Genomic DNA, 12,202 nt, shown 5'->3' on the forward strand with positions numbered 1-12,202 from the left:
TAAATTTACTTAATTATAGGCATATACAGCGATTTGTAAACCCCGTGTACACGAAAAATGTGAGAGCCCATAAATTTGCGTGGTTCCTTCTATGATCTTTTCGTATACTTAAGACTCATTTTTGATTATCATAGGTTTTCAATTGTGCCAAAAAATGTATTAATTTTATGGGAATATTTTTATATAAAGACGACTTGCCAGCTAGTTCAATACCAGATGATATAAGGTCTATAGCTGTTGATACCGAGGCAATGGGGCTACTTCATAGCAGAGATAGATTATGCCTTGTGCAGCTCTCTTTTAATGATGGCAACGCTCACTTAGTTCAACTCAAGAACGATTATACAGCGCCAAATTTGAGAAAAATATTAGAGGATAAAAATATAACTAAAATATTTCACTTCGCGCGATTTGATGTAAGCATAATACGTTATTACTTGGAAACTTGGGCACTTCCGTGCTATTGCACAAAGATAGCTTCACGTTTAGTTCGTACTTACACAGATAATCATAGCTTAAAAGAGTTGTGCTTAGAGCTGCTTGATACCAAACTAAATAAGCAGCAGCAATCTTCTGATTGGGGAAATGAAAATTTAACAGACAAACAAAAAAGTTATGCTGCATCTGATGTTTTGTATCTCCACAGGATAAAGGAAAAGCTAGACTTAATGCTGGAACGTGAAAATAGAAAAGAATTGGCCCAAAAGTGCTTTGAATTTCTTCCTACTCGTATTGAGTTAGACTTAATGGGTTGGGAAAACGTGGATATCTTTAACCACCAGATGTAATAGAAGTTTTTTGTTTGTGCAAAACACTTTAGGGCAATTTTTCAAGCTCTGCGGTAAGAATTTAGTTGATTAACTGCTAATAGATACGCTATATTTTACAAAAATTTAGGTATTTTATGAGTGATGATATTACATCGGTAAATGATCAAAATTTCAAATCTGAAGTCACTGACTATAAAGGGTTTGTTCTGATAGACTTTTGGGCAGAATGGTGTGGGCCATGTAAAAGTCTAATGCCACGTATCGAACAATTGGCTAAAGACAGAAAAGGCAAGATTAAGATCTGCAAATTCGACATAGATGAAGGGACTGAAGTGCCAAGTAAGTATGGAGTGCAATCTATACCCACTTTAATCATATTTCAAGATGGTAAGGAAATTGCACGCAAAATTGGTGCAACAAATGATTTGTCAAGTTGGGTTGATAGTGAAATAAGCTAATAGACAAATTTGCTTTTGTGTGTATTATAAATATTGATAAAAGGGATTGTAGCTCAGTCGGTTAGAGCAGTTCGCTCATAACGAATTGGCCGTAGGTTCGAGTCCTACCAATCCCACCATTGTATTGATCTTAGCATGATCGTAACAATGAGAAAGCTATAGTATATGAACTATATATTAATGTAATGGGGGAAATGATGGAATTTACTAAGTCTCTAAATAACAAGTTAGATGAATTGCACTTACTAAATCATCCATTTTACCAGTCATGGAATACAGGAAGCTTAAGCTTGCAAGCTTTACAAACCTATGCTAAAGAATATTATCACCACGTTGCTGCGTTTCCTCGTTATATCAGTGGTATACATTTTTTGTGCCCAGATCTAAAAATGCGACAGGTTTTGCTTGGTAATTTGATAGAAGAAGAACAAGGTGATGAAAATCATCCAGAGTTATGGAAGCGTTTTGCTGAAGGACTTGGAGTAGCACGGTCTGATCTTCTTGAAGATGCACAAGTTAAGGAGACACAAGAATTAGTTGACGGTTACTTTGATATTGTACGATCAGATTTTGCTTCCGGTTTGGGTGCACTTTATGCTTATGAACGTCAAACTCCAGAGGTTTCTAAGTCTAAAATTGAAGGTTTAAAAAAACACTATTCAATAAGTGATGAGCGTTCTCTTCAATTTTTTACGGTCCATATGCATGCTGATGAATGGCATTCTGAGGAATGTGCAAATCTTATTGAAGATCTAGATGAAAAAGAGCAAGATAAAGTTATGCAGGGTGCTCAAAAGGGAGCAAGGCTCTTGTGGGGTTTTCTTGATGGAATGATGAATGCTAGCGTGTGTTAGTGGTTGTAAGTAGCTTAAACTCAGTGATGTTGGAATGCAATGTCTGCATGTAATCTTCTTATATCTGACTTACGGCTTTGGGTTCATTTAGGCTATAGTGCAGAAGAGAAGTATCATTCTCAATTAGTTAGTGTTAATATTGATTTTACCTTTAAATCCCCCCCTTTAGGACTTACAACTGACCGGCTTGAGGATACTATATGCTACTTGGAGGTAGTTCAGAGTATTCAATCTCTCGTTCAAAGCAAGCAATTCAACTTAATCGAGCATTTAACTCATGATATATACAGGACCATTAATAACCTTGTGATGCAAAAAAAGCTTATTATTTCTTCTATAGGCGTAACTATTCACAAAGTTGCACCACCTGTCCCCAGTGTGCATGGAGGTGTTTTCTTTACTTATCGTAATGCGTTGCAAGAATGATTTACATTTCTATTGGCTCAAATATGGGGAATCGCTTTTCCCATTTACAAAAGGCTGCTCAGTTACTGCAGGAACGCTATTTTAAAAATTTAAAATCTTCAATTATTCTGGAAACTAAGGCTATTTTACCAAATGATGCTCCACCTGGGTGGGACAGGCCATTTCTAAATATGGTTGTGTATGGAAGTTGTTCTTCTTCTCCTGAAGAGCTGTTAAAGGGCCTTAAACAAATTGAATGTGACATTGGCCGTCTGCAGGTCTATGAAAAATGGGCACCTCGCGTTATTGATTTGGATATTTTGTTATGGGATGACCTGACACTTGATACACCCTACCTTAAGATTCCTCACCCAGAATTGATAAACAGACCATTTTTGCTTCACTTGATGGCAATGCTGAGTCCCATGGCAGTAGTTAACAAAACGTTTGGTACTGTTAACCCTAACATTAAGGATTGCTTTTTAAGGAGTTTTACGCTTTCACCAGAGCTTATAGGTATTGTCAATATTACTCCTGATTCATTTTCAGATGGTGGTCTTTATTATGATGCAGATCAAGCAACCAAGCAGGCACTGCGGCTGTTATCAGATGGTGCAAGCATAGTTGAACTTGGTGCTCAATCAACAAGACCTGGCTCCTCAATACAAACTCCAAAAGCAGAGTATGCACGCTTAAAACCAGTGCTTGATGACCTTAATCAATATATGAAAGTTGGTGACATTAAAGTCAGCATTGATAGTTTCTGGCCAGATGTTATTTTGAACGTTTTGGAGCACTACAACATTGCCTGGGTAAACGATCAGAAGGGAGATCTAGATGATAATACCTTAAAAGCGATTGCTAGCAGTGGATGTAGTATCGTTATTATGCATTCACTCTCCATACCACCACATAGTGACAACATTATCCCAAGTGACATTGATCCAATTGATACCATAAGTAATTGGGCAGAAAGGAACATTAATAGATTACTAGCTCTAGGTTTTGATCAAAGCTCGATCATTATTGATCCTGGTATTGGTTTTGGCAAATCTATGTACCAGAATATCCAGATTTTACGCAGTATAGAAACGTTACAAAATTTTGGCTGCAAAGTTCTGGTTGGTTATTCTAGAAAGTCATTTATTTCTTCTTTTTCTACAGAACCTGTCTTTAACCGAGATTTAGAAACAATTGCTTTATCATCTGCATTGCACAACAAGGTTGATTTCCTTCGAGTGCATAATGTGCGTGATCACATGCGATTCTTTGTAGCTCAAGCTGCTTTACAGGGATGCTAGTTATCGGAATTATGGCTGTTGATCCCAAGGGGGTAATTGGAATAAATAATGGATTGCCCTGGCATTATCCAAGTGAGTTAGATCATTTTCGTCAGGTGACTGACAAACAAGTTATTGTTATGGGAAGAAAAACATTTGAAACTATGCCTCAAAACATATTGAAGGATCGTATCCCTGTTGTTTTTTCTCGTAACAAATTAAATTCTTGTTTTAACAGAGGAGTAAAATGCACTATTATTTCTTCTATGCAAGAGTTTTTGTCAATCCAAAGTAGTTCTAAAGTCTTCATGATTGGTGGAGCACAAATAGCGCACCTTTTTTTGGAGTATGATCTAATTTCAGAGTTTATCATAACAGAAATTCACAGACTTTATAAAGGTGATGTATATTTCAACTTAACACTTCTTGATGGATGGTATAAAACCGCTCTTGCTCAAACAAAAGATTATACTATATGCAAGCTGACACGTTAATATGCATGTTGAAGCAATTTATACCCACCGCATTGAATGTGGAGAAGTATTAGAGCAGGTTCTTGATTGCTATGTTTCAGAGTTGCTAAGAGAGGAAGTTGTTCTTGCTATCACATCAAAAATCATTTCTATTTGTCAAAAACAAGTGGTTTGCAAAACTGCTTGTTCTAAAGAAGAGCTAATCAAAAGAGAAGCTGATGCAATTGTTGATGTAGACCATAATTCTTACGGCATCTATTTAACAATCAAAGACAATATCTTAATTCCATCTGCTGGTATTGATGAATCAAATGGTAATGAAATGTATATTTTATACCCAAAGGATGTTCAGAAAACAGCTCTATCAATATGGAACTATCTCAAGACAAAACACTGCATAAAACATCTTGGTATTTTGATTACAGATAGTAACATAACACCTATGCGCCTTGGGGTTACGGGCGTTGCTCTTGGTTGGTGTGGATTTGAACCACTTTATTCCTATATAGGCAAGCCAGATCTTTATAATCAACCACTGCAAGTAACACAAGTCAATCTTCTTGATGCACTGGCAACATCTGCTGTTTTAGTTATGGGAGAAGGGGCAGAGCAAACACCGATGGCAATAATTAGTGGTGCACCAAAGGTTCACTTTCTTACTCATCCGCCAACTACAGAAGAAGAAAAAAGTGTGAAGATATCTATGGAAGAGGACCTTTACTCTCCTCTCCTCATGCGAGCCCGCTGGTTAAAGAGTTAAAGAGGAACTTAAAAATTTGCTATTAGACTTCTTAGAGGTTGTCCACAAACCAAGGAATACGTAGTATATAAAGAAAGAATATTGAGGTAAGAGATGAGGAAAAAATATCCAACAGATTTAAGTAAAAGGGAATGGGCAAGAATAGAAAAACACTTCAGAGTATCGTACAAGAAAGGAGGAAGGCCACCAAAATACAGTAAGTGTGAGATAGTAAATGCAATTCTTTATATACTGCGCACAGGATGTCAATGGCGCTATTTACCACACGATTTTCCGCCGTGGAAGGCTGTGCATGAACAGTTTAGAAGATGGAAAAAGCAGGGAATTTTTGAGAAAATGAACTATGATATCACTAAATATAGTAGGTCAAAAATGGGAAGCCGAGCGCATGCATAGTGGACAGTCAATCGGTAAAAACCACGGAAAAAGGGGGGGCAAAGGTTATGATGGTGCGAAAAAGGTAAAGGGGAGAAAAAGACATATAATCACAGATACTCAAGGATTTGTGCTTGGTTGCTATGTAGGAGCTGCAAGCGAAAATGACAGAGATGGGGTGAAGATGGCATTGGACAATATGAAGGAAAAATACAGCAATATTAAGAAAATGTGGGCTGATATGGGATACCAAGGAAAAGATTTAAAGGATTACGTAAAGAGAGAATATGGGATAGATATTGAAATTGTCAAAAGGCCTCCATGTAGGTTTTGGGTGCATAAAGATACACCACTAGAACTATTGCCACAACGGGATCCTGGATTTTCAGTACAGCCGAGAAGGTGGGTGGTAGAGAGGACTTTTGCTTGGATCAATAGAAATAGAAGGCTATCAAAGGAGTACGATTTACTTACAACATCTACTGAAAGTTTCATATATCTGGCTATGAGTAAAGTTATGTTAAGTAGGGAATATGCTTGATTTACTGGTTTGTGGACAACCTCTTACATAACCATATAACATTGGGAATAGAAACAAAAAACTTGCTTGACACCCTTCGCCAGCACCCTTATCATAAAACTGAAGCTATTGTATTTGCTTTCGCCAATCTGCAGATTAAAAGGTAAGGATTACTTAATGTATCGGCGTCTTATGTTTAATTTTTTGCAGTACATAGATACTGTATGTCTTTACAAAACTTCATCTACATCTAGATTTTTATCTAAATAAGCTGAACGCGCTTATAAAGCGTTACAAGACATCAAAAAATGCCAATACTCGACAGAGATAGTAAAAGACTAGCTAACTCGGGGATTCTTTGTCTTTTTTTCTGCTTAGTAAACTTCTTAAACATTTGCAGCGTAAGTTAGTTGCAATTAAAAGCAGCTTAATCTTGCTTGTCAAGCGTTTAAAACATAAAAAACGCCAATATTTTAAAGCGGATAATAACCCCAGGGCTTCTTTTGCCTTTTTTTTCATTTGGTAAATTTCTTAACGTTTGTAGCTAAACGACAACCGTCATCCCGCTACGTGTTAGCGGCTAAGAGATACCGCGGCGGTATGACGGTTCGCGCGGTGGCATGACCTCGTCATCCCGCTACTTGTTAGCGGGATCTAGAGATACCGCGAATGAATCGCGGTATGACATAGGGAACCCTTTCTTGGGTTAGCTATAGATTTACTTCGCATATTCAGCTAATTTTTATTACAATTACAACAAAATAATTTTGGCTTTGATGAAAACTGTATATGTATGTCAATCCTGTGGTCACAGCACTGGCAGGTGGGTAGGGAAGTGTATTGCATGTGACAATTGGGATACAGTTGTTGAGGAAATAGCAGTAAAAACGGGCAAAAGAAGTATATCTGCGCCAATTTTAATAAAGACGTTATCGGGTAGCGAAATTATCACTCCAAGTCGTTTTTTAACAGGAATAGAAGAATTAGATAGAGTTTTTGGTGGAGGTATCGTTCAAGGTGCTAGCATTTTAATTGGTGGCGAACCTGGAATTGGGAAATCTACCCTTTTGCTTAGAATTGCAGCTAATGTTGTGCAACTTTCCTCTTTTGAATGTCTTTATGTATCCGGCGAGGAATCTTTAGAGCAAGTGAGCCTCAGAGCAAAGCGTCTTAAGATAAATGAACCTAAAATTAAGCTTTTGTCTACAGTGTCTTTAACTGATGTAGTAGCAACAATAAAGGAAAACAAAAGTATTAAATTCTTAGTAATTGACTCTATACAAACAATGTATGATAGCAGAATTATATCAGCACCAGGAACTGTAACTCAGGTCCGCACTTGCGCACATGAATTAACCATTCTTGCGAAACAATATGGTATTTCCCTCTTAATAGTTGGCCATATAACTAAGGATGGACAAATAGCTGGACCTAAAACTTTGGAGCATATGGTGGATACGGTATTATATTTTCAAGGTGAAAATAGCAATCAATACCGCATTTTGCGTACTATTAAGAATAGATTTGGCCCTGCAAATGAAATTGGTGTTTTTGAGATGTCTGAAGCAGGACTTGTGCCTGTTGATAACCCATCATCATTGTTTCTGATGGCCCATGACAGAGAAGTAGTTGGCAGCGCCGTATTTGCAGGAATTGAAGGTTCAAGACCAATTTTAATGGAAGTGCAAGCATTAATAGCAGGGACTAATATGGCAACCCCAAGAAGGGCAGTAGTTGGGTGGGATATTAATCGATTGGCTATGATCATTGCGGTGCTAAATGCTCGTTGCAAAATGTTTTTGCATGATAAAGAGGTATACCTAAACATTGCAGGGGGACTCAAAATACAGGAACCATCGGCTGATCTTGCTGTTGCTGCTTCCCTTATTTCAAGTGTAGTAAATTTACCGCTGCCAACTTCTTCAATAATCTGCGGTGAAGTTGCACTTTCAGGAGAAATTAGGAACATCTCGCATGCTGATCTCAGACTAAAAGAAGCACAAAAGTTAGGATTCAAAAAAGCAATTATGCCTAAAAATGGCAATTATTCTTCTCATGATATTGAAATAATCAAGCTTGGTCACGTAAGGGAATTAAGAGAAGTCTTTAATTACAATTAAATAACGCTTCAGCAAATTCTTTACTAGTAAACTCCCTTAAGTCCTCTATATTTTCGCCAATTCCTATAGCATGTAACTTTATCTTATAAGCTTCTGCAAGTCCAATTACCACTCCGCCCCTAGCAGTGCCATCTAACTTTGTTACGATTAGCCCGGTAACATTAACCATTTTGCTAAATGCTTCTAATTGGCTATAAGCATTTTGGCCGGTAGTTGCATCAAGAACTAAAATAACGTCATGAGGGGCAGTATCATCCAATTTCTTTATCGTTCTATATATTTTTGATAACTCCTCCATAAGGTTCACATTATTTTGCAGCCTTCCTGCTGTGTCAATTAGAACAACATCAACGTTGTCTTTTATAGCTTGACTTACAGCTCTATATGCCACACTTGCAGAGTCGCTACCGTACTCTCCAGTAACAATCAAGCAATCAGAACGTTCTGCCCAAATGTTTAATTGCTCACTAGCAGCAGCTCTAAATGTGTCGCATGCAACAAGCATAACGGATTTTCCCATTTCCTTATATTTATATGCAAGCTTACCTATAGTTGTGGTTTTACCATTACCGTTTACTCCGCATACCATTATTATATGTGGTTTTTTGTTCAAAATTAACGGTTGCACAACTGGGCTCAATATAGCTTCTATTTCGTTCATTAACTGCTGCGAGATAATATTATACTCAACTTCCTTGTCAAACTTGATGCTTGTGAGCCTGTCAATAATCAACTTGGAAGTTTTATGACCAATATCCATGCTAATTAGCAATTCTTCTAGCTCATCTAAAAGCGACTGATCTAATTTTTTTTTGTTAGAGAAAATACTTTTTACTCCGTTGCTAAAGCGAGAAGAAGTTTTTAACAAGCCTTTATAAAGGTTACCAAATAAACTCAAGAGAATACTCCTTTTTAATTACAATATAGAGAATGACATGCACTACATGTATTTGTAAAGTAAATACACTCGTAACCCATATATTTTGTGAGTAAAATATACTGTTTGCTAGTGCATTTTTCTTTAGTTTTTAACCTAAATATGTTATAATGTAGAATAGCAGTTCACAGGTAATTTTATGAGTTATAATGAGAAAATTTTAGATCATTACGAAAATCCAAGAAATGTTGGCTCTCTGGATAAAAATGATCCAAATGTTGGTACTGGTTTAGTTGGTGCACCATCGTGCGGTGATGTAATGAAATTGCAGATAAAGGTCAATGACAAAGGTGTTATTGAAGATGCAAAATTTAAAACTTTTGGTTGTGGTTCTGCCATTGCTTCAAGTTCCTTGTTAACAGAGATGATAAAGGGGAGAACCATCAGTGACGTTACACAGATAAAGAATACTCAAATAGTGGAAGAGTTGTCTTTACCTCCAGTGAAGATACACTGTTCGGTACTTGCTGAAGATGCTATAAAGGCTGCTATTCATGACTATCAAAGTAAACAAAATAAAGGTGGACATTGAGAACTAAAGCATGAGTGAATATCAAGGAGTAAACGCTATAAAGAAAGATAAAAAACTTATTACTATAACTGCGAAAGCAGTAGAAAGGATAAAGTATTTATTGGACCAAAAGAAGCATACTAACCTTGAGAAATCAGAAGAAGCAATAGGAATAAGAGTGCTAATTAAACAAAAAGGATGTTCTGGTTTAAAATATGATATTGAATATGCGTATGATACTCGTCCTTTAGAGTCGATAATTGAGGAAAACTGCAGTGATGACCAAAAAGTTAAAGTGTTGATCGATCCAAAATCCGTCATGTTTATTCTTGGCTCTGAAATGGATTATGTAGAAGAAAAATTTTCATCGGGTTTTGTTTTCAAAAATCCTAATGAGAAAGGAAAATGTGGTTGTGGAGAGAGTTTTCATGTCTAGCAGCTATTTTACATTGTTTGAAATTGAACCAACTTTCAATATCAGCTTTGATGAGTTAGAGAAAAAATATATTGAGCTAAGCAAGACTGATATAAATGAAAGACAGTCCAAAAACATGGAAAATATCAACAAAGCTTATCAAGTGCTAAAGTCACCACTAGAACGTGCTGAGCATTTGTTGAATCTTTTTGGTGTGGGAAGCCCAAAGGATCATCCAAATTCTGAAATATTAAATGAATCAATGGAAATAAGAGAGTACTTACTAGACTGCGATGATCTACAATTTGCAAGCAGGATGATTGATGAAAAAATAAAAGATTGCGTTAAAAACCTAATTAACACTTTTGCTGTAAAGAATTTTGATGGAGCTGCTACACAAGTCTTAAGATTGAAATATTTATATAAGTCATTTGAGGAGGTGAAAAAGAATGCAACCAATTCAAATTTCTGAACCAAATTCAAGTGAAGTAGTTTTTGGTATAGATCTTGGTACCACCAATTCTTTAATTGCCATGGTAAATAAAGCTGGCAACGTGGAGATATTTAAAGATGAGCAGGGAAGAGAGCTACTGCCTTCTGCTCTTTCATATGAAAATAATACATTGAAAACTGGCTGTGACGTCGGTCAAAATGCAATCTACTCAATAAAGCGTTTAATGGGTAAAAGTGTTGAAGAATTAAATAAAGAAGGCGTCAATTTTGAAATAGATCATGAAAGCGAAAAAGTTATTAGAATAAAATGCGCAGAGGAAAAGTATCTTACTCCTGTTGAGATTTCTGCTGAGATATTAAAAGCTTTATGCAAGAGGGTAGAAGAGTCTACAGAGATGAAAGTAAAAAAAGCAGTGATTACTGTGCCAGCTTACTTTGACGATTCAGCACGTAACGCAACTAAATATGCGGCAAAATTAGCTGGAATAGAAGTTCTTCGCCTCGTTAACGAGCCAACCGCTGCAGCGCTTTCTTACTCCATTGAAAAGAACAATAACAGTGGAATATATGCAGTTTATGACCTTGGTGGTGGAACATTTGATATTTCGATATTGAAATTGCATCAAGGAGTGTTTCAAGTTCTTGCAGTTGGTGGTGACACTAAACTCGGTGGAGATGATTTTGATCATTTGCTTAACCTTATTGTGCTTGATAAGTATAGAGAAAAGGTAGGTTTAAACAAAGAATGCTCTAGTGTCATCCCAGTCTGGGATCCAGAAAGTTTGATTACAAATGAACACACTAGAAAGTTATATAATAAGAACTGGATTCCAGTGTCAGCTACTTGCATGACAACACTTATTGAATCACGTATTGTAAAAGAATACCTGAGCGAAAACACCGTAGGCACTTTTGAATTCAATATTAACGGTGAATTATTTGAATGCGAAATTACCAGAGAAGAATTTGAACATGCAATCAGTTCTTTGGTCAATAGGACTATCAATATAGTCACTCGTACTATAAGTGATATAGATCTTAAAATTGATGATATAAAAGGAGTAATTTTAGTTGGTGGTGCAACTAGAACACCATTGGTTCAAAATTCACTAGTCGAACTTTTTGGAAATAAAGTACTAAATGACGTGGATCCGGATAAAGCAGTTGCCATTGGGGCAGCTCTGCAGGCTCATGATTTAACTTCGAGCTCAAAAGATAGGAATATTCTCCTGGATGTTCTACCTTTATCACTTGGCATAGAAACTATGGGAGGCATAGTTGAAAAAATCATACCAAGAAATACACCACTACCAGTTTCAGAGATAAAAGAGTTTACAACTTATGTTGATGGGCAACTAGCAATGAAAATTCACGTTTGTCAGGGAGAACGTGAAATGATAGAGGATAACAAATCTCTAGCGCAGTTTGAACTAAAAGGTATACCGCCACTGCCTGCAGGTTCTGCAAGAATTGAAATAGAATTTACAGTTAATGTTGACGGAATCTTGACTGTTACTGCAAGAGAAAAAGCTACTGGAATTGAGCAGACAGTTGAAGTAAATTCAAATTTTGGCTTGAGTGAAGCTGATGTTCAAAATATGGTTAACCAGTCAATAAACAGCTTTGATGAAGATATGAAGGCTCGTTCCCTTGCAGGTGCTAAAATTAATGGAAATAAACTCATACACTTGGTTGAAAACAATAATAACCTTTTCACTGATCAAAAGTTGAAAAACCTATTACAAAATGCAAAAAACGCTTTACAAGGCAATGACTTGAATGAAATTAACAACACTATCGCCGAGTTAGAAAATTCCTCTTTAGAGTTGTGTGAATTAACAAATAGGTAGAAAAAGGTATCCGTTCAGGAG

13 protein-coding genes, 1 tRNA gene and 1 pseudogene are annotated in these 12,202 nt (G+C 36.5%); 14 read left to right on the forward strand and 1 reads right to left on the reverse strand.

The genetic code is table 11. From position 1 onward, the window contains the following. Nucleotides 1-167: 167 nt before the first annotated feature. From AACH21_RS00195 to radA, 10 genes and pseudogenes are all read left to right on the forward strand, one after another. Nucleotides 168-788, forward strand: a complete 621-nt coding sequence (locus tag AACH21_RS00195; RefSeq protein ID WP_010962900.1) for a ribonuclease D — start codon at nucleotides 168-170, stop codon at nucleotides 786-788. A gap of 116 nt (nucleotides 789-904) precedes the next feature. Next, nucleotides 905-1,228 (forward strand): thioredoxin, encoded by a 324-nt coding sequence (gene trxA, locus AACH21_RS00200; protein WP_006279168.1) that lies wholly within the window; start codon nucleotides 905-907, stop codon nucleotides 1,226-1,228. A gap of 42 nt (nucleotides 1,229-1,270) precedes the next feature. Then, nucleotides 1,271-1,347, forward strand: a tRNA-Ile gene (locus AACH21_RS00205). Nucleotides 1,348-1,425: 78 nt separating this feature from the next. Beyond that, entirely contained in the window at nucleotides 1,426-2,082 is a 657-nt protein-coding gene (locus AACH21_RS00210) for a CADD family putative folate metabolism protein (protein ID WP_077188312.1), read from the forward strand. Nucleotides 2,083-2,121: 39 nt separating this feature from the next. Then, nucleotides 2,122-2,508 carry a dihydroneopterin aldolase gene (locus AACH21_RS00215; protein WP_007548841.1) on the forward strand — a complete coding sequence of 129 codons (387 nt, stop codon included), beginning with the start codon at nucleotides 2,122-2,124 and terminating at the stop codon, nucleotides 2,506-2,508. Further along, complete coding sequence (folP, locus tag AACH21_RS00220) at nucleotides 2,505-3,788, forward strand: dihydropteroate synthase (RefSeq protein ID WP_338482542.1); 1,284 nt, start codon at nucleotides 2,505-2,507, stop codon at nucleotides 3,786-3,788. Before AACH21_RS00215 ends, folP begins: the two co-directional genes overlap by 4 nt. Then, nucleotides 3,782-4,261, forward strand: coding sequence for a dihydrofolate reductase (locus tag AACH21_RS00225; protein ID WP_006279286.1), 480 nt, complete (start codon nucleotides 3,782-3,784; stop codon nucleotides 4,259-4,261). The genes folP and AACH21_RS00225 overlap by 7 nt, the downstream gene beginning before the upstream one ends. A 1-nt stretch (nucleotide 4,262) precedes the next feature. Then, nucleotides 4,263-5,000 (forward strand): putative folate metabolism gamma-glutamate ligase, encoded by a 738-nt coding sequence (locus tag AACH21_RS00230; RefSeq protein ID WP_338482543.1) that lies wholly within the window; start codon nucleotides 4,263-4,265, stop codon nucleotides 4,998-5,000. A 93-nt stretch (nucleotides 5,001-5,093) separates the two neighbouring features. Next, nucleotides 5,094-5,916: pseudogene (locus tag AACH21_RS00235) on the forward strand (IS5 family transposase). Nucleotides 5,917-6,671: 755 nt separating this feature from the next. Beyond that, nucleotides 6,672-8,015 carry a DNA repair protein RadA gene (gene radA / locus AACH21_RS00240; protein WP_338482544.1) on the forward strand — a complete coding sequence of 448 codons (1,344 nt, stop codon included), beginning with the start codon at nucleotides 6,672-6,674 and terminating at the stop codon, nucleotides 8,013-8,015. Here radA and ftsY read toward each other — a convergent pair. After that, nucleotides 8,002-8,913 carry a signal recognition particle-docking protein FtsY gene (gene ftsY, locus AACH21_RS00245; protein ID WP_338482545.1) on the reverse strand — a complete coding sequence of 304 codons (912 nt, stop codon included), beginning with the start codon at nucleotides 8,911-8,913 and terminating at the stop codon, nucleotides 8,002-8,004. The genes radA and ftsY overlap by 14 nt on opposite strands. A 178-nt stretch (nucleotides 8,914-9,091) precedes the next feature. On the opposite strand from ftsY, the gene iscU reads away from it, so the two are divergent. Genes iscU through AACH21_RS00265 form a run of 4 tightly spaced genes read left to right on the forward strand, consistent with a single transcriptional unit; the run spans nucleotide 9,092 to nucleotide 12,181 of the window. Further along, on the forward strand, nucleotides 9,092-9,484 hold the full coding sequence (gene iscU, locus AACH21_RS00250) for a Fe-S cluster assembly scaffold IscU (protein ID WP_006279966.1): 393 nt from the start codon (nucleotides 9,092-9,094) through the stop codon (nucleotides 9,482-9,484). A gap of 10 nt (nucleotides 9,485-9,494) precedes the next feature. Further along, nucleotides 9,495-9,899, forward strand: a complete 405-nt coding sequence (locus AACH21_RS00255) for a HesB/IscA family protein (RefSeq protein WP_077188307.1) — start codon at nucleotides 9,495-9,497, stop codon at nucleotides 9,897-9,899. Further along, nucleotides 9,892-10,350, forward strand: a complete 459-nt coding sequence (locus AACH21_RS00260) for an iron-sulfur cluster co-chaperone HscB C-terminal domain-containing protein (protein WP_077188306.1) — start codon at nucleotides 9,892-9,894, stop codon at nucleotides 10,348-10,350. The genes AACH21_RS00255 and AACH21_RS00260 overlap by 8 nt, the downstream gene beginning before the upstream one ends. Continuing rightward, nucleotides 10,328-12,181 (forward strand): Hsp70 family protein, encoded by a 1,854-nt coding sequence (locus tag AACH21_RS00265; protein WP_265040756.1) that lies wholly within the window; start codon nucleotides 10,328-10,330, stop codon nucleotides 12,179-12,181. The genes AACH21_RS00260 and AACH21_RS00265 overlap by 23 nt, the downstream gene beginning before the upstream one ends. The last annotated feature ends 21 nt before the right edge of the window (nucleotides 12,182-12,202 follow it).

It is taken from the genome of Wolbachia endosymbiont (group A) of Ophion costatus, assembly GCF_963969245.1.
Classification (GTDB): domain Bacteria; phylum Pseudomonadota; class Alphaproteobacteria; order Rickettsiales; family Anaplasmataceae; genus Wolbachia; species Wolbachia pipientis.

Excerpts from the sequence above, each read along its gene's own strand:
- AACH21_RS00195 (WP_010962900.1), top strand. The coding sequence starts at position 168 with ATGGGAATATTTTTATATAAAGACGACTTGCCAGCTAGTTCAATACCA.
- AACH21_RS00255 (WP_077188307.1), top strand. The coding sequence starts at position 9,495 with ATGAGTGAATATCAAGGAGTAAACGCTATAAAGAAAGATAAAAAACTT.
- AACH21_RS00230 (WP_338482543.1), top strand. The coding sequence starts at position 4,263 with ATGCATGTTGAAGCAATTTATACCCACCGCATTGAATGTGGAGAAGTA.
- radA (WP_338482544.1), top strand. The coding sequence starts at position 6,672 with ATGAAAACTGTATATGTATGTCAATCCTGTGGTCACAGCACTGGCAGG.
- iscU (WP_006279966.1), top strand. The coding sequence starts at position 9,092 with ATGAGTTATAATGAGAAAATTTTAGATCATTACGAAAATCCAAGAAAT.
- AACH21_RS00215 (WP_007548841.1), top strand. The coding sequence starts at position 2,122 with ATGTCTGCATGTAATCTTCTTATATCTGACTTACGGCTTTGGGTTCAT.
- folP (WP_338482542.1), top strand. The coding sequence starts at position 2,505 with ATGATTTACATTTCTATTGGCTCAAATATGGGGAATCGCTTTTCCCAT.
- AACH21_RS00225 (WP_006279286.1), top strand. The coding sequence starts at position 3,782 with ATGCTAGTTATCGGAATTATGGCTGTTGATCCCAAGGGGGTAATTGGA.
- AACH21_RS00210 (WP_077188312.1), top strand. The coding sequence starts at position 1,426 with ATGGAATTTACTAAGTCTCTAAATAACAAGTTAGATGAATTGCACTTA.
- AACH21_RS00260 (WP_077188306.1), top strand. The coding sequence starts at position 9,892 with ATGTCTAGCAGCTATTTTACATTGTTTGAAATTGAACCAACTTTCAAT.
- AACH21_RS00265 (WP_265040756.1), top strand. The coding sequence starts at position 10,328 with ATGCAACCAATTCAAATTTCTGAACCAAATTCAAGTGAAGTAGTTTTT.
- trxA (WP_006279168.1), top strand. The coding sequence starts at position 905 with ATGAGTGATGATATTACATCGGTAAATGATCAAAATTTCAAATCTGAA.